Source organism: Lysinibacillus sp. FSL M8-0337 (genome assembly GCF_038593855.1).
Classification (GTDB): domain Bacteria; phylum Bacillota; class Bacilli; order Bacillales_A; family Planococcaceae; genus Lysinibacillus; species Lysinibacillus sphaericus_D.
Map to the genome: position 1 here is coordinate 1,290,377 of NZ_CP151996.1, position 16,637 is coordinate 1,307,013.

Below are 16,637 nucleotides of genomic sequence, written 5' to 3' on the forward strand. Positions count from 1 at the left end.
ACCTTTATCCTTTCGCTTGTTTTTGGTAAAATGGAATCGTGAGATTAGGAGGCAATAATTATGAATAAAGCATTTAAAAAAATCCATGTCGTTGTAATGGATTCAGTTGGGATTGGTGAAGCACCAGACGCAGCTAAATTCGGAGATGCAGGCGCACATACTTTAGGTCACATCGCTGAAAAAATGAATGGGCTTACAATGCCCGTTATGGAGTCTTTTGGCTTAGCGAATATCGAACCACTTCAAGGACTACAAGCAACAAATACACCGCAAGCATACTACGGTAAAATGCAAGAGGCATCTGTCGGTAAAGATACAATGACAGGGCATTGGGAAATAATGGGTCTTAATATTGATAAGCCATTTAAAGTGTATCCTGAAGGTTTCCCTGCTGAACTGATTGCCGAGCTTGAACAACGTACAGGACGCAAAGTACTGTGTAATAAGCCTGCAAGTGGTACACAGGTGATTGAAGACTTTGGACAGGAACATATGGAGACAGGGGCTATTATTGTCTATACATCGGCTGACCCTGTGTTACAAATTGCTGCGCATGAAGACATCATTCCGCTGGACGAACTTTATAAAATTTGTGAGATTGCACGTGAGCTGACATTACAGCCTGAATACTTAGTAGGACGCGTGATTGCACGTCCATTTATCGGTACACCAGGTAACTTTACACGCACGCCAAATCGTCATGACTATGCGTTAAAGCCTTTTGGACGTACAACGATGAATGCTTTAAAAGATGCTGGTTTTGATGTAATTGCTATTGGTAAAATTTCTGATATTTTCAATGGTGAAGGGGTTACTGAAGCAGTTCGTACAAAAAATAATATGGACGGTATGGATCAATTCGCTAAAGTTGCAAAACAAGATTTCCATGGGATTAGCTTCTTAAATTTAGTAGACTTTGATGCCAATTTTGGGCATCGTCGTGATCCGCTTGGTTACGGTAACGCATTACAAGAATTCGATGCGCGTCTTCCTGAAATTTTACAGGCAATGACAGAAGATGATTTACTGATGATTACAGCAGACCACGGTAATGATCCGACATTCCCTGGCACAGACCATACACGTGAATACGTACCGCTAATTGTCTATTCACCACGTTTTAAAGGTGGAAGCGAGCTTGCTCTTCGTGAGACTTTTGCAGATATTGCAGCAACTGTCGCTGAAAACTTCAAAGTAGAAGCACCACCATTCGGTAAGAGTTTCTTAAATGATTTAAAATAAGGAGGAATTGTCTATGAATATGGTGCAGCTTTTTGAAAAGAAAAAACAAGGCAAAGAACTGACACAAGCTGAAATCCAATACTTTGTTGAAGGCTATACAACAGGTGCTATTCCGGATTATCAGGCGAGTTCATTGCTAATGGCTATTCGCTTACTTGGAATGACAGATGAAGAAACGTTTTATTTAACGAAGGCAATGATTGAATCAGGTGATGTAATTGATTTAACTTCAATTGAAGGTTTTAAAATTGATAAACATTCTACAGGCGGTGTCGGTGATAAAGTCACGTTAATCGTTACACCAATCATTGCTTCTCTAGGCATTCCAGTGGCGAAGTTTAGTGGTAAAGGCTTAGGTATTACAGGTGGCACAATCGATAAATTAGAATCAATCCGTGGCTTTAAAACAGAATTATCGTCACAAGAATTCATTGATAATGTCAATAAACATAAAATTGCGGTTGCTGGTCAGACAGGCAATCTTGTACCTGCCGACAAAAAACTTTATGCATTGCGAGATGTGACAGGTACTGTCGACTCTATTCCGTTAATTGCTGCTTCAATTATGAGTAAAAAAATTGCAAGTGGTGCAGATGGCATTGTGCTCGATGTGAAATGTGGCTCGGGTGCCTTTATGAAAACGGAAGAAGAAGCGAAGAAATTAGCTGAAGCGATGACAGCAATTGGTGAAAAATTAGGCCGTAAAGTTGTCGCTCATATTAGCGATATGGATAATCCTTTAGGAAAAATGATCGGTAATAAACTTGAGGTAGTAGAGGCGTATGCCTTGCTAAAAGGTCGCTTAGAAGAGACGCACGCAGACTTATTAGAAGAGTGCATTATTATTTCTTCTCTAATGTATCAGATTGCGGCTGGAGTAGATGAAACAACAGCGGTAGCAGCTGTCAAAAAAGTGTTGGAAAATGGCTCAGCAGCAGCGAAGTTTGAGGAATTTATCGTAGCCCAAGGCGGCGATTTAGCGGATATTGTGCAAAATGACACAACACATAAGGTGGCTGTAAAAGCAGCGTCAGAGGGTGTTGTCGCGTCGATTAATGCATTGATGATTGGTGAAGCAAGCGTTAGTCTTGGCGCTGGTCGCTTAACGAAGGAATCTTCGCTTGATTATGATGCAGGCATCCAGCTAGTCGCGAAAAAAGGTGACCGCGTCAGTGCGGATGAAACCATTGCCTATCTGTATTCAAACAGTGAAATTAACGAAGAAACAATCACTAAAGTACAGCAAGCCTTTTCAATGGCATAAGTATAAATTAACAGAAAACGCTAGTTTATGGTAGCACAGGCGGTGATGCTGCTATAACGCACACACCGTAAGACGCGGCAAACCTGCGCGTTAGCGAGGGTTGCGGCTTACTGTGCTGAGCGGAAAGCACCGCCGAAGCGGACAACAACGGCGCAGCGAAAAAGTGTTAGATTGATGGCAGTCAATCTAACACTTTTTTTCGTTCTACTCGTATTGAATACCTACATAAATTAGCTTTCTACAATGACACACTGACAAAAAATGTAGACGACGTTTAAAACCTTTTGATTTATCCCATACTGCACTTAACCTAAAAGCAATAAGAATGTCGATTTGACACTATTTCAAGAGACTTTGCACTAGTTCTGTCAACAGCAAGGATTTGTTATATGGAATGTGGAATTGCACGAGGAGGAGGCGATGTTCATGCATTTTCAATTAGAAATGGTAACAAGGGAGACAGTAGTTATACGTTTATTTGGGGAGCTCGATCATCATGCAGTAGAGCAAATTCGGGCTAAAATTTCTACAGCAATTTTTCAGGGGGCTGTAACGACCATCATTTGGAATTTTGAGCGACTATCGTTTATGGATAGTTCAGGTGTAGGCCTAGTGCTTGGTCGAATGCGTGAGTTAGAAGCAGTTGCTGGACGAACAATTTTATTAAATCCATCGCCGACGATGCGAAAAGTATTTCAATTTTCAGGCTTAGGTCCGTGGATGATGGATGCAACAGAGGAAGAAGCGATTGATCGAGTTAGGGGGATTGTAAATGGATAACGAAATGACATTAACTTTTTTAGCAATTAGCGAAAACGAAGCCTTAGCACGTGTGGCGATAACGGGCTTTATTGCACAATTAGATCCAACAATTGATGAGCTATCAGAATTTAAAACAGTTGTCTCAGAGGCTGTTTCCAATGCCATTATTCACGGTTATGAAGAAGATGGAAAAGGTGTCGTTACAGTTCACGCAAAGCGTGAGGATGATATTGTAACGGTGTCTGTGATGGATAAAGGGGTTGGTATTGCGGATGTAAGTCAAGCAATGGAGCCTTTGTTTACGACGAAAAGTGCAATGGAACGTTCTGGTATGGGCTTTACCATTATGGACAGCTTTTCAGATCAGTTGACTGTCATGTCCAAGTGGCAGGAAGGTACAACTGTAACGTTTACGAAAAAATTTTATTCGGTTCGCACGGCGGTAATGTGAGGTTGCTATCGTGAAGCCGATAGAACAGTCGTCCGATAAGCTTTTGTCACAGGAGGAAATGCGTGATTTAATTGCGCGTTCACAACAGGGCGATCATGAAGCTCGTAAACGAATGATTGAGGGGAATACGAGGCTTGTGTGGTCTATCGTCCAACGCTTTACAACAAGGGGCGTGGAGCTCGAAGATTTATTTCAAATAGGCTGTATTGGCCTTATGAAATCAGTAGATAAGTTTGATTTAGCGTACGATGTGAAATTTTCCACATATGCTGTCCCGATGATTATCGGTGAAATACAGCGCTTTTTAAGGGATGACGGCATGGTAAAAGTGAGCCGTTCAATTCGCGAGCTCAACTTTAAAATCCGCCATGCGACGGATGAATTTATTAAAAATAACGAGCATCCCCCGACCATTCAAGAATTAGCACAGGTTCTTGGCGTCACGACTGAGGAAATTGTGACAGCGTCTGATGCGTTAAGGGATCCAGCTTCCTTACATGAGCAATTGTATGAGAGTGAAGGGGATTCCATTACATTAATGGACCAAATGAAGGATGAAAAATCAGAGCAACCTTTTGAATATATTCCGTTAAAAGAAGTGCTGACAAGACTTGATCCGAGGGAACAATCCATTATCTATTTACGCTATTTTTCAGATTGTACACAAACTGAAATTGCCACTCGTCTTGGTATTTCGCAAGTACAAGTATCTCGTTTAGAGAAAAAGATTTTAGCGCAGTTGAAAAGTTGGATGGCGACCAGTGCCACGGTAGAACACGGAGTAGAAAAAGACATCTAAGAAAATGGTGACAGCATGACAAATAAACTATTTAACAGCTTAGAAGAAGCCGAAGATTTTCTTAAAGAGCAATTTGGAGACGGCGAATCATTTGACGTAGGTATTAAGCATTTATTTGTCAAAGATTTGCCGGTTCTTTGTGCATATATTAGCGGACTTGTAGATGGGGAAGCCCTGACGCAATTACTATCCAACATGTTACCTGAAGAAGACATTGATATTGATGATGAGCGAGAATATTTTGAAGCGCATTTCAACTTTCATGGTCGTTCTGAAGAAACTGAACGTAAAGCCTATTTGCTCGCTATTTTAAGTGGGCAAGTAACCTTTATTACGAAAAGTGGTTACTGCTATATTGCGGAGCTTCGGAGTTATCCAGGGCGCTCACCAGAAGAGCCGGATAATGAAAAGGTAATACGCGGTTCTAGGGATGGTTTTACAGAGGGGATTTCACAAAATACAGCTTTAGTTCGTCGACGCATTCGCAACAGTAATTTACGCTTCGAGCTACATAAAATATCCAAAATCGGTCAAACCGATGTCGCAATTGCGTATATGAAGGATATTGCAAATGAGGAAATGCTCGATAAATTGCGACAGCGTCTTAGTCAAATTAATCATGATGGTTTGACAATGGCCGATAAATCACTAGAGGAATGGCTGTTTAAGCAAAAGTTTCACCCAGTTCCTTTTGTACGCTATACAGAACGTCCTGATATTGTCGCTGCTCATTTACTAGAGGGGCATGTAGCGATTATGGTGGATACTTCACCTTCTGTTATTTTAGTGCCAGTTACGATGTTCCATTTATTGCAGCATGCTGAAGAATACAGACAAGCGCCTACTGTCGGGACCTTTGTGCGTTTTATGCGCTATTTCGGAACAATTATGGGGTTACTATTATTACCTTTATGGTATTTATTTGTAACGAATGAATCGTTACTACCTGATTCGCTATCTTTTTTAGGTAGTCAGGATAAATCACATATTCCGATATTACTGCAAATTCTAATCGCCGATATTGGGATTGAATTTCTAAGGATGGCCGCCATCCATACCCCGACACCATTGTCTACTGCGATGGGTTTAGTAGCCGGGGTAATTATTGGGCAGATTGCCATTGATGTTGGTGTATTCTCATCCGAAGTTGTGTTATATACAGCAGTAGGAGCAATCTTTACGTTTATTATTCCATCTTACGAGCTAGGTATTTCCATTAAGCTCTTCCGATTTGTTTTGCTTATTATGACAGGTATTTGGGGAGAAGATGGATTATTTATTGGATTGTTTTTATTATTTACCTATTTATGTTCATTACGTCCGTTACAAGCACCCTATTTATGGCCGCTCGTTCCATTTTTCCCAACTGCGATGCTTCGCGTCATTATCCGCTTCCCTATGACGTCAGATGCGCTAAGACCATATGTAGTCGCTTCCAAACAGAGAAAAAGATCATAGGAGCCGTTGCACTCACTTTTTTCATGTGATAAAGTTCACATATAGTATTTTGTGATTTTTGCAAAAATTATCTTTGCTAGTAAATGGCTATGTGTTTTTATCTTGTGACATGCAAAAACCTGCTAAGATAACACAATGTCTCGATGGGAATGTTTGAGTAAGAGCTGACATACCACGAGGTACGCAAATGTCACAAAATGGAGACGTGAAAAGGGAGAGATGCAAATGCATTTATATGGAACACAAGCGATTTCAGAAGACGGGCATTTAACAATAGGACAAGTAGATACATTAGAACTTGCAAAAGAATATGGTACGCCATTATTTGTTTACGATACAGCGCTGATTCGTAAGCGAGCACGCGGCTTTATCGATACATTTAAAAAACTAGGGGTAAAGGCTGAAGTAGCGTATGCTTCCAAAGCATTTGCATGTGTAGCGGTGTATCAATTAGCAGCAGAAGAAAACCTATCCTTGGATGTTGTCTCTGGAGGGGAGCTATTTACAGCATTAAAAGCTGGATTCCCAGCAGAGCGTATTCACTTCCATGGTAATAATAAAAGCATTGCGGAATTGGAGCTAGCCTTTGACTCGAAAATTGGTTGTATTGTTGTAGATAACTTCTATGAAATTCAGCTTTTAAAAGAAATTGCTGAGCGCCGTCAACAAAAAATGCGTATTTTGTTACGTGTCACACCAGGTGTTGAGGCACATACGCATGATTTTATTACGACAGGGCAAGCGGATTCTAAGTTTGGCTTTGACTTAAACAACGGTCAAGCCGATCAGGCATTTGAGCAAACTTTTAAACACGAATACTTACAGCTGTTAGGGTTACACTGCCATATTGGCTCTCAAATTTTCGATACAGCTGGCTTTGGCTTAGCGGGTGAAAAACTAATCGACAAGATTTCTGATTGGAACAAGACTCACGGTTTTACGTGTACTGTGTTAAACTTAGGTGGGGGCTTCGGTATTCGCTATACAGAAGAAGATGCACCGCTTGAGCCACAAGTGTATGTAGAGGACATGATTACTGTTGTGAAAAATAAAGCAACTGTACTTGGACTAACAATGCCAGAAATCTGGATTGAACCAGGCCGTTCACTTGTCGGTGATGCAGGAACATCACTTTATACGATAGGTTCTCAAAAAACAGTACCAGATGTACGTAAATACATTGCAGTTGATGGCGGAATGAGTGATAATATTCGTCCTGCATTATATGATGCAAAATACGAGGCAGTCATCGCTAGTAAAGCTAATGCACCAAAAGAAGCAACGTACACTGTAGCTGGGAAACTTTGTGAATCTGGCGATAAATTGATTATCGATGCAAAATTACAAGAGGCAGCTTCTGGTGATGTACTAGCAATCTTCTGTACAGGGGCATATGGCTATTCGATGGCAAGCAACTACAACCGTGTACCACGTCCAGCAGTGGTATTTGTAGAAAATGGACAGCATCAATTAGCGATTAAACGTGAAAGTTACGAAGATATTGTACAAAATGATCTCCCGCTAACGCTAAAAAAGGGTGAATAAATTTGAGAAAAAACAAATGGGTATTATTGGCATCTATGACGACATTTATTTTGTTGTGGGGCGTTGTCTATTGGGTGTTAGCGTCGCAAGGTATTCTCGGCCCTGGTTCGTAAGACAGAAAATTGGCTTGCGGTAATAGTACAAATCGTGTAGGATAGTCAAAGATTATGTACAGCTAGAAAAAGAGGGAATAGACAAATATGTTAATTCGATATAAAAAAGCTTTCGAGAAAATAGCAATGGGGCTACTCTCGTTTATGCCTAACGAAAAAGACATAAAAAAGCTCACAGAGACAATCCAATCCTATGAAAATGATGATAATTGGGTATTATATTTATGGAAAAAGAACGATGAATACGTTGGTATCGTCGGGCTTGTAACAGACAATCACACAGCAACAATTCAGCACGTTTCTGTAGTTCCTTCTTACAGAGGAGAAGGCGTGGCAAAAGAAATGCTACAAGAAGTAGCAGAACTTGGCCAATACGAACAATTGCGTGCAACAGATGAAACGCGTGAATTTGTTCGCAAATGTATACAATGTAATGAAGAAAAAGCAGACGAAAGTTAACGTCTGCTTTTTCTTTGTTTGCTTTCTTGTCGTTCAGCAAGAATATGTGAGCGATCACGTAGCATATGTTTATGAAGAAGATAGTTAGGGTTGCTTTCCGGTAAAAGCTGTATGCGAGCTGTTACTAAATTTTGTAAAGTAGGTGTCAGCGGTAATTGAAAAGCTTGAAAGGACTTGCCCGTTTGAATATGGCTAAGTGTTTCGGTTAATTGTAATAGAAGTTTTGTGTAGTCGATTTCGTTAAAAAACACATTGCCTTTATTGACTTGAAAATTAGTGAGTGCTTTATGTAAGATTTTGAAAGCACCAGTTGCGTTGCCACGACGCCAATGATATAATCCTGTCGCTAGTTGAACATAGCCAACAAGAGGATGATTTTTATTGCCAGGCGCAATGTTTTTCCAATATTCCTCAAGCACTTCATGGCATTCAAAAAAATCCCCATTGCCATTGAAATAGGCACAGTAATCAATAAATAAAGTATGGTGCTGTGGATGCATTTTGAACTCCTTTCCACTATACTAAAAGAACATTGAATATCAGGGTGGTAAAATAATGTCTTATGAAGTAAAGTTAGAAGCCTTTTCAGGTCCTCTGGATCTATTATTGCATTTAATTCACAGATTGGAAATTGATATCTATGATATTCCAATGGCTGAAATTACGCAACAATATATTGATCATATCCATGCGATGCAGGTGCTTGAATTAAATGAGGCGAGTGAGTATTTAGTGATGGCGGCAACACTTTTGGCTATTAAGAGCCGAATGCTATTACCGATACATGAAGGAGAGCTAGAAGATGCGGAAATCGAAATCGATGGCCCTGACCCTCGTGAAGAACTGGTACAACGATTAATAGAGTATAAAAAATATAAAGAAGCGGCAAGTAACCTACAAGAGCTTGAAACAGATAGAGCACAGGTATTTACAAGACCACCTTCAGATTTATCGGAATTAGCACCTGATGAACAGATGGCGTTATTCGATATGAACGTCAATATTTATGATATGCTTGGCGCCTTCCAGAAGCTGATGCGCCGAAAAAAATTAAAGAAGCCATTGAAGACAACTGTCACGAGGCAGGAGCGCTCAGTAAAGGAGCAAATGCGTTCTGTTGTGAATTCTTTACGTTTAACAGGTGGACGTGCATCATTTTTCGAGCTTTTTCCTTATGAAGATAAACCAACACTTATTTTAACGTTTCTGTCACTGCTTGAACTGATGAAACGTCAAATTGTCATTGTAGAGCAAGACGGTAATTTTGAAGAACTAACGGTCACATTACAGAAGGAGGAATGGGATGATGACGAAGACAATAATCCTACAGAGTAGAATTGAAGCTTTATTATTTGTTGTAGGAGATGATGGCTTAACAATTAAGCAATTAGCACAGCTACTTGGTGAAGCAGAAGAAGTAGTTGCGCCCGCAATGGAGGCACTGCGTGTAGCATTTGACGAAGATGAAACTAGAGGAATTACAATAAAGGAAATCGCTGGTGTTTACCAGTTAATTACAAAGCCGCAATTAGCAGATACGATTCAAAAATTAGTAGAGAATCCAACTGCGCAATCATTGTCTCAGGCTTCTTTAGAAGTGTTGGCCATTGTGGCATATAAACAGCCCATTACACGGGTAGCCATCGAAGATTTACGTGGTGTCAAATGTGAACGACCACTGCAAACGCTCGCTTCAAGAGGGCTAGTAAAAGAAGTAGGACGTTCAGAGGGGACAGGTCGTGCGATTTTATATGGCACAACGAAGGAGTTCTTAAACTACTTCGGATTAAATAGTATTGAAGAAATGCCACCATTACCTGAAGAGGACAATGGTGAAGCAGAACAAGAAACTGATTTATTTATGACTAAATTCCAAGAAACGTTTAATGGCGTTAAGTAAACAAAAGAAAAGTGCTAACGCGCTTTCCTTTTAATTTTCATAGTTCTACTTATCTATCACTTAAAATAAGGAGTGGCTTGTTGCTACGGTTACGACGATTAATGGTGTTTATGATAGCTGTGGGATTCTTAACTATCCCACAAAATGGTTTGGCAAGAGGCGGAAGTGGGTATGTCGTGCTTGACGGTGAGACAGGTCGAGTATTATCAGGTTCTAATAGCGATGAGAGGCTCCCCATTGCGAGCTTAACAAAAATTTGGACAGCTCTCGTCGCGATTGAAAATAGTGATCTTCAAGATGAAGTAATTATTTCACCTAAAGCTGCAATGGCTGAAGGCTCCTCCATTTATTTGCAAGCGGGCGAGACGGTGACGGTTGAAACGTTATTATATGGTTTAATGTTACGGTCAGGTAATGATGCTGCGACAGCTTTAGCAGAGCATGCAGGCGGCTCGGTAGAAGGCTTTGTTAAATTAATGAATGAAAGAGCTGTGATTGCGGGACTTACCAATACCGTTTTTATGAACCCTTCAGGTTTGCATCACGACGAGCATTTGTCTTCTGCAAGAGATACAGCTGAAATGCTAAGAATCGCACTTCAAAACAAAACCTTTGAGAAAATTGCATCTACCGTTCTTTATCGTGCCAATACAGTAAATGGTATACTATGGGAAAATAAGCATCGTCTATTGCGGGAAGGTTCGGGTGTCGCAGTTGAAGTAGATGATGAAACGGAGCAACCTGTAAGCTCATTAAAATCGGCAACGGGAACAGCTTTTGCAGGAAAGACTGGTTTTACAAAGGTAGCAGGACGAACGTTGGCAACCGCTTTTCAAAAAGACGGGCAAACATGTATAGTTGTGACGTTAAATGAATCGGATGATTGGAATGTTCACAGAGGCTTAGCGAATGAAGTATGGCAAAACTATAATATGGAGACGGTTGTGAAAAAGGGAAAATATAATGTCAATGATAAATTGGCTATCCGATTAGAGCAACCAATTCAATTGCAATTAAATAAAGAAGAAAAAAAGGTTGTAAGGCAAGTACTGCAAATTTCTAGAAAAAGAAAGGAAGCGGTATTGTCGATTTTTCTAGGGGAAGAGCGAATTTATGCTACACCCGTTAAAGTAGAGTCAGCGGATCGTTAAAAGCGATACGCTGATTTTTATTTATACTGTATATTGTTTATCTAAAAAGGAATTTTATATTTATAGTAATTGGTGTAAAATTATGTTAGTTAAATTGTATAAGCATGATGGCAAGGAGGGGGACAATTATGACTACAGCTAAAGTGAATCGAAAGCATAATCAAATAGCAGTCATTATTGTTTTATTTATATCAAGTTTTATCGCTCCATTTATTTTACTATTCCCTATTCAAGAGCTACTATATCGACCGAATGACTATTACCTTTTTGAGACTATTTTTAAAGCGTATATTATATTAATGATTGCTTTAATTGGCATGGCGATGGTTCTTTTGGTAAATATAATCATTGTCCCAAAAACAAAAAAAGGAAGAAATATACAACGGGCGATTGTCGGCACATCTTGGTTGATCGTCCTGTTATTTTTATTTTTATGTATTAATCATTATCAAATAATGGATGAAAAAGGGCTCCATACGAATGCATTTTTTAGTGTGCAGGAAGATTTGACAAGCTGGGAAGAAATCATTAAAGCAGAACAAACAAACGTGCAAAAAGATGGTGTGACGAAACCAGATAAGTTGATTTTTACGTTAAAGGACGGTTCGACCATTGAACAATCTTTAACAGCCAAGTTAGCGAAAGCCAAACCATTTATCAATCTTGAATTGAGTAAAAATGGCGTTACCATAGAAAACGTATATCAATAAAAAAAGCTACCTAAAAGGGTAGCTTTTTTTAGGGTGCCAGACACCGAAACAAATATGAATTTTCAGAATATTTTGGGTGTCAGGCACCTTTTTTTAAAATTTTGTGGTTTGGTCTATATTAGAAATAGATCGAAAAATAGCTAGGCCATTTTATGTAGTGCAAAGACAAATAAATGAGAAACTAGCAAATAATACACTATTTAGAATAATCGTATTACTAGTGCGGAATGAGTTTCTCTTTTATATTGCACAAAAGTATGACATAATTTTCACAGATTGACGGGAAAAATAACCTTCAAAAGGTTACATTTTTAACTAGAGGTGAAACAATGGAAAGATTACAAAAAGTGATTGCATATGCAGGTGTCGCTTCAAGGCGTAAAGCTGAGCAATTGATTGTAGAAGGTAAAGTAAAGGTAAACGGCGTTGTTGTACGTGAACTTGGAACGAAGGTATCCAACTCGGATACAATTGAAGTAGAAGGTGTAAAACTTGAGAAAGAAGATAAAGTTTACTACTTACTATATAAACCACGTGGAACAATTTCTGCAGTAACGGATGATAAAGGACGCAAAACTGTCACAGATTTATTTAAACATATTCCGCAACGTATTTTCCCTGTTGGTCGTCTAGATTATGATACATCTGGATTATTATTACTGACAAATGATGGAGAGTTTTCCTATATGTTAACGCATCCAAAATTTAAAATTGACAAAACATACATTGCACGTGTTAAAGGTGTGCCAACAATTGAGGGCTTAAAAAAGCTACAACGTGGTATTCAATTAGAAGATGGCAAAACAGCACCAGCAAAAGTAAGTATGACTTCTTTTGATGAGCAGGCGGGCAAGGCGATTTGTGAAATTACGATTCACGAAGGGCGAAATCGTCAAGTACGTCGTATGTTTGAGGCAATCGGTACACCGGTAGTCAAACTAAAGCGTGAACGTTTTGCATTTTTAGATTTATACGGTCTAACACCAGGAGAATATCGTGAATTGTCGAAACATGAAGTCAAGCAACTACGTGTGTTAGCTGAAACTGGGCAAATCGGCTAAACGAACAACAGCATGGAAAAAATATATACCGCTATACGTATGGCGGGTTTTTCACTTTCCTCGTGTGAAAACGTTCATAAATCATTCATAATTAATAACTAAGCGATTTTGTATCATTTTGCTATAATAGGTGAGAATAGTACACCTGTTTTAATTTTATCCAGCAGGCGCGTAAACAAAGTAAGTCTCGGGGGAGCTATAACAGATATTTCTTAAGTGTAAGTGAAATATCGACAAATACCCTCGAGGCGTATTTGAGTAGGGGGTTTATTAACTTGGAGAAAAAGAAGAAACGTCTCGTAACCCGCACTATTATTTTAGCCATCTTAGCGATCGCAATTGGGTATACCGTATACGGGACAGCGACAAAGGAAAAGGTAGAGTTAGTAGCTGTTGGCTCTGAAGCACCGAACTTCACGTTAGTAGATTTAAATGGTGAGAAACACAAACTGTCTGATTATAGAGGGCAGGGAGTATTTTTAAATTTCTGGGGAACTTGGTGTAAACCATGTGAAAAGGAAATGCCCGCAATGAATAGCCAATACCAAGTTTTTAAGGATCTAGGTGTACAGACATTGGCCGTCAACATTGCACAAACTGATTTAGAAGTACAAAATTTTGTTGATAAGTACGGCCTTACATTTCCTGTTGTAATTGATAAAACGAAAAGTGTAATGACTGCTTACAATGTTGGCAATTTACCTGCTACAGTTTTAATTGATCCGGACGGTAAGGTAGTGAAGATTACTACTGGAGAAATGACGGAGGCGACAATCGCTTCTTACATGGAATTAATAAAGCCAAAATGAGGGGTAATAGACGATGGAGAATATTATTTGTGCTTGTGGACATAGTAATCCGTTTGGCACGAAGCTCTGTGAGAAATGTGGTCGTCCTTTAACCGAAGAAGAAAAGCAAAATAAAGTTGTCGACATGCGTTATGATGGTACGGCTATTCGCTCAAAGACGTACAACAAATCAATTGTCGACAAAATTTGGAATTTTTTCTCAAGTGTTAAAGTAGGGATAGCATTAATTATTATTACATTAATAGCAGCTTCAATCGGAACGTTACTACCGCAAGAGTTTTACGTAAAAGCTTCTGACATGGAAAAGGGAGCCTATTACGAGGATGTTTACGGTTTAGTGGGGAAAATCTATTATACATTAGGACTTTCTGATTTATACAGCTCTTGGTGGTTCCAGATTTTAGTTGGAATGCTTGCGGTATCCATTATTGTTGCCAGTCTTGACCGTGGTATACCGCTTTACAAATCATTGAAAAATCAACGTGTTAAGCGCCATGAAAGTTTTTTAAAGCGCCAACGTATTGTGGCAGAAGGACAGGTAACAGCAAGTCCTGAAGAGACGCTTAGTAAAGTTGAAAAGAAAATGACTGAAATGAAATACATTGTTCGTCGAGACGGCAGTGCTTTGTTAGCAGAAAAAGGCCGCTTCTCTCGTTACGGTCCGTACATAAATCATGTAGGCCTCATTATCTTTTTAACTGGGGTAATGTTGCGTTTAGTTCCTGGTTTCTATGTCGATGAATCGATATGGGTACGTGAAGGTGAAACACGTGCAATTACTGGCATGGACGGTTATTTTATTGAAAATCGAGACTTTATTTTAGAAACACATGATAATACACCACAAGGTGAACAGCTAAAGCAAGGTGTTAACGTCGTTGCGAAAAACTTCCAAACAGATATTACGTTATATAAGCAACCTGAAGACGCTATTGCTGGTGATACGGAAAATCTAGAAAAGGTGAAAGATTATTCAATTCGAGTGAATCACCCTTTAAAAGAAGCTGGCTATGCACTGTATCAAATGGATTATCGCTTAAATGAATTGAAGCAAATGAATTTCCAACTAGTAAATAAAACAACCGAGCAATCACTTGGTAAAGTAGGAATCGATTTAACAAATCCTAAAAAAGAATACGATTTAGGAAATGGTGTATCTGTTAAATTACTTGTTTACACGCCAGACTTCTCTGGGTTTGAAAATGGTGTTCCGCAAACAGCGACGTCAGTTCCTAATAATCCAGCATTTCTATTTAAAATGACGACACCAGAAACACCAAAGGGTGAAACAAGCTTCGTTGCGATTAAACAAACACTCGAACCACTAGGTGAAAACCAATACAAAATGAAGTTTGATAGTGTGGAAACACGCGATATGTCTGGTTTTACAATACGTAAAGACCGCACAATCCCAATTTTATTTGTTGGTGGTATTATTTTCATGATCGGCGTTGCAATCGGTTCATATTGGAACCACCGTCGACTTTGGTTACAAGTAGAGCCTGATGGTCATGTACTGATGGCTGCCCATGTAAACAAAAATATGTTCAGCATGAAAAAAGATTTAGATGCCGTGACTGCATTTGCTGGCCTACCGCAATATAAGGATCAGTTAGAGCCGTCTGAAGAAGGCGAAGAGTCCACAAATCGTGGCAATACTAAAAAGGAAGGTGACAACACCTTATGAGTTTGATTGACTTAAGTGGAAATCTATTATTTGTTGCATTCTTAGCCTATCTAGTAGCTACTTTACTATTTGGCGGCGCTATTAAACAATCCAATGCTTCGGGCAAAAACACAGACAAATGGGGTAAGCTGGCGATTGTCGTAACAATTATAGGTTTCCTTTCGCAAATTGGTTACTTTATTACACGTTGGATTCACACAGGTCACGCACCTGTTAGTAATATGTTTGAATTTACGACTGCTTTCGGGATGTTTATTGTTGGTGCATTTATTTTAATTTACTTTATTTATCGCCTAACAGCGCTTGGTTTAGTGGCGTTACCTGTAGCGTTATTAATCATTGCCTATGCATCGATGTTCCCGACAGAAGTAAGTCCATTAGTACCGTCATTGCAAAGTCATTGGTTAACAATTCACGTTATTACGGCTGCTATGGGTCAATCGATTTTAGCGATTAGTGCAGTTGCAGGTTTAATTTATTTATTAAAAGTTGTAGATTTAAACAAACCTTCAAAGCAGCGTTTCTGGCTTGAAGCGGTTATGTACTGTTTAGTCGTTGTGCTTGGCTTTGTTATTGTGTCGTCTACATTTAGTGCGATGGATTATGAATCGAAATACACGTATATTGATAAAGAAGGTGTATCTCGACAGATCACTTATAATTTGCCACCGATTTTTGGGATGAATGAGTATGAGGCAGTAGAGGAACATGGCATGTCTCCATTAGTAGAAATGCCTGCATTGATTAATGCGAAAAAATTAACAACAGTCGTTTGGTCATTATTAGTAGGCTCGTTACTATACTTATTAATTCGCCTTATTGCACGTCGTCGCATAAGCGCGATATTCCAACCGCTTGTTAAACGTGTAAATCTACAATTACTGGATGAAGTCGGTTATCGTTCTGTTATTATTGGTTTCCCAGTATTTACATTAGGTGCACTCATATTTGCGATGATATGGGCACAACTTGCGTGGAGTCGTTTCTGGGGTTGGGACCCGAAAGAAGTATGGGCCCTCATTACATGGTTATTCTACGCAGCATTCCTACATCTACGTTTATCTAAAGGCTGGGAAGGTGAAAAATCTGCTTGGTTAGCATTAATTGGCTTTGGTATTATATTATTTAATCTTATTGCCGTTAACTTAATTCTTGCAGGTTTACACTCCTACGCGTAACAATGGGAACAAAAAGCCTTTTCGCTGCTGCGAAAGGGCTTTCTTTTC

General features: G+C 39.3%; 17 protein-coding genes. 16 read left to right on the forward strand and 1 reads right to left on the reverse strand.

Annotated features, from left to right (window positions below; translation table 11 throughout):
- The first annotated feature begins 60 nt into the window (after window positions 1–60).
- From deoB to MKY08_RS05865, 8 genes are all read left to right on the forward strand, one after another.
- Complete coding sequence (deoB, locus tag MKY08_RS05830; RefSeq protein WP_069510920.1) at window positions 61–1,242, forward strand: phosphopentomutase; 1,182 nt, start codon at window positions 61–63, stop codon at window positions 1,240–1,242.
- 13 nt (window positions 1,243–1,255) lie between these two features.
- Window positions 1,256–2,506 (forward strand): thymidine phosphorylase, encoded by a 1,251-nt coding sequence (locus tag MKY08_RS05835; protein ID WP_069510918.1) that lies wholly within the window; start codon window positions 1,256–1,258, stop codon window positions 2,504–2,506.
- Window positions 2,507–2,932: 426 nt separating this feature from the next.
- On the forward strand, window positions 2,933–3,286 hold the full coding sequence (gene spoIIAA / locus MKY08_RS05840) for an anti-sigma F factor antagonist (protein WP_024361503.1): 354 nt from the start codon (window positions 2,933–2,935) through the stop codon (window positions 3,284–3,286).
- A complete protein-coding gene (gene spoIIAB / locus MKY08_RS05845; protein WP_024361502.1) occupies window positions 3,279–3,719 on the forward strand; it encodes an anti-sigma F factor in 441 nt (146 codons plus the stop codon). The genes spoIIAA and spoIIAB overlap by 8 nt, the downstream gene beginning before the upstream one ends.
- A gap of 10 nt (window positions 3,720–3,729) precedes the next feature.
- Window positions 3,730–4,518, forward strand: coding sequence for an RNA polymerase sporulation sigma factor SigF (gene sigF / locus MKY08_RS05850; RefSeq protein WP_024361501.1), 789 nt, complete (start codon window positions 3,730–3,732; stop codon window positions 4,516–4,518).
- Between the two features lie 15 nt (window positions 4,519–4,533).
- Window positions 4,534–5,976, forward strand: coding sequence for a spore germination protein (locus tag MKY08_RS05855; protein WP_069510916.1), 1,443 nt, complete (start codon window positions 4,534–4,536; stop codon window positions 5,974–5,976).
- Between the two features lie 225 nt (window positions 5,977–6,201).
- Window positions 6,202–7,521: a diaminopimelate decarboxylase gene (gene lysA, locus MKY08_RS05860; protein WP_069510914.1), complete on the forward strand. Its 1,320-nt coding sequence runs from the start codon at window positions 6,202–6,204 to the stop codon at window positions 7,519–7,521.
- A gap of 200 nt (window positions 7,522–7,721) precedes the next feature.
- Window positions 7,722–8,093 carry a GNAT family N-acetyltransferase gene (locus MKY08_RS05865; protein WP_069510912.1) on the forward strand — a complete coding sequence of 124 codons (372 nt, stop codon included), beginning with the start codon at window positions 7,722–7,724 and terminating at the stop codon, window positions 8,091–8,093.
- On the opposite strand, the gene MKY08_RS05870 is transcribed toward MKY08_RS05865, so the two are convergent.
- Window positions 8,090–8,593, reverse strand: coding sequence for a DUF309 domain-containing protein (locus MKY08_RS05870; RefSeq protein ID WP_069510910.1), 504 nt, complete (start codon window positions 8,591–8,593; stop codon window positions 8,090–8,092). The genes MKY08_RS05865 and MKY08_RS05870 overlap by 4 nt on opposite strands.
- A 55-nt stretch (window positions 8,594–8,648) precedes the next feature.
- On the opposite strand from MKY08_RS05870, the gene MKY08_RS05875 reads away from it, so the two are divergent.
- The 8 genes from MKY08_RS05875 (at window position 8,649) to ccsB (ending at window position 16,589) form a co-directional block, all read left to right on the forward strand.
- Window positions 8,649–9,428, forward strand: a complete 780-nt coding sequence (locus tag MKY08_RS05875; protein WP_024361496.1) for a segregation/condensation protein A — start codon at window positions 8,649–8,651, stop codon at window positions 9,426–9,428.
- Entirely contained in the window at window positions 9,400–9,993 is a 594-nt protein-coding gene (gene scpB / locus MKY08_RS05880) for an SMC-Scp complex subunit ScpB (RefSeq protein ID WP_069510908.1), read from the forward strand. Before MKY08_RS05875 ends, scpB begins: the two co-directional genes overlap by 29 nt.
- Window positions 9,994–10,073: 80 nt before the next feature.
- The gene (locus tag MKY08_RS05885) at window positions 10,074–11,144 is read left to right on the forward strand and encodes a serine hydrolase (RefSeq protein ID WP_069510906.1); all 1,071 of its coding nucleotides are present in this window, start codon (window positions 10,074–10,076) and stop codon (window positions 11,142–11,144) included.
- Window positions 11,145–11,272: 128 nt separating this feature from the next.
- Complete coding sequence (locus MKY08_RS05890; RefSeq protein WP_069510904.1) at window positions 11,273–11,854, forward strand: hypothetical protein; 582 nt, start codon at window positions 11,273–11,275, stop codon at window positions 11,852–11,854.
- 329 nt (window positions 11,855–12,183) lie between these two features.
- Window positions 12,184–12,915: a pseudouridine synthase gene (locus MKY08_RS05895; protein WP_069510902.1), complete on the forward strand. Its 732-nt coding sequence runs from the start codon at window positions 12,184–12,186 to the stop codon at window positions 12,913–12,915.
- Between the two features lie 275 nt (window positions 12,916–13,190).
- Window positions 13,191–13,724: a thiol-disulfide oxidoreductase ResA gene (gene resA / locus MKY08_RS05900; RefSeq protein WP_024361491.1), complete on the forward strand. Its 534-nt coding sequence runs from the start codon at window positions 13,191–13,193 to the stop codon at window positions 13,722–13,724.
- A 13-nt stretch (window positions 13,725–13,737) separates the two neighbouring features.
- Complete coding sequence (locus MKY08_RS05905) at window positions 13,738–15,411, forward strand: cytochrome c biogenesis protein ResB (protein ID WP_069510900.1); 1,674 nt, start codon at window positions 13,738–13,740, stop codon at window positions 15,409–15,411.
- Window positions 15,408–16,589 (forward strand): c-type cytochrome biogenesis protein CcsB, encoded by a 1,182-nt coding sequence (gene ccsB, locus MKY08_RS05910; protein ID WP_069510898.1) that lies wholly within the window; start codon window positions 15,408–15,410, stop codon window positions 16,587–16,589. Before MKY08_RS05905 ends, ccsB begins: the two co-directional genes overlap by 4 nt.
- The last annotated feature ends 48 nt before the right edge of the window (window positions 16,590–16,637 follow it).

Excerpts from the sequence above, each read along its gene's own strand:
- deoB (WP_069510920.1), top strand. The coding sequence starts at position 61 with ATGAATAAAGCATTTAAAAAAATCCATGTCGTTGTAATGGATTCAGTT.
- MKY08_RS05835 (WP_069510918.1), top strand. The coding sequence starts at position 1,256 with ATGAATATGGTGCAGCTTTTTGAAAAGAAAAAACAAGGCAAAGAACTG.
- spoIIAA (WP_024361503.1), top strand. The coding sequence starts at position 2,933 with ATGCATTTTCAATTAGAAATGGTAACAAGGGAGACAGTAGTTATACGT.
- spoIIAB (WP_024361502.1), top strand. The coding sequence starts at position 3,279 with ATGGATAACGAAATGACATTAACTTTTTTAGCAATTAGCGAAAACGAA.
- MKY08_RS05855 (WP_069510916.1), top strand. The coding sequence starts at position 4,534 with ATGACAAATAAACTATTTAACAGCTTAGAAGAAGCCGAAGATTTTCTT.
- lysA (WP_069510914.1), top strand. The coding sequence starts at position 6,202 with ATGCATTTATATGGAACACAAGCGATTTCAGAAGACGGGCATTTAACA.
- MKY08_RS05865 (WP_069510912.1), top strand. The coding sequence starts at position 7,722 with ATGTTAATTCGATATAAAAAAGCTTTCGAGAAAATAGCAATGGGGCTA.
- MKY08_RS05870 (WP_069510910.1), bottom strand. The coding sequence starts at position 8,593 with ATGCATCCACAGCACCATACTTTATTTATTGATTACTGTGCCTATTTC.
- MKY08_RS05875 (WP_024361496.1), top strand. The coding sequence starts at position 8,649 with ATGTCTTATGAAGTAAAGTTAGAAGCCTTTTCAGGTCCTCTGGATCTA.
- scpB (WP_069510908.1), top strand. The coding sequence starts at position 9,400 with ATGACGAAGACAATAATCCTACAGAGTAGAATTGAAGCTTTATTATTT.
- MKY08_RS05890 (WP_069510904.1), top strand. The coding sequence starts at position 11,273 with ATGACTACAGCTAAAGTGAATCGAAAGCATAATCAAATAGCAGTCATT.
- MKY08_RS05895 (WP_069510902.1), top strand. The coding sequence starts at position 12,184 with ATGGAAAGATTACAAAAAGTGATTGCATATGCAGGTGTCGCTTCAAGG.
- MKY08_RS05905 (WP_069510900.1), top strand. The coding sequence starts at position 13,738 with ATGGAGAATATTATTTGTGCTTGTGGACATAGTAATCCGTTTGGCACG.
- ccsB (WP_069510898.1), top strand. The coding sequence starts at position 15,408 with ATGAGTTTGATTGACTTAAGTGGAAATCTATTATTTGTTGCATTCTTA.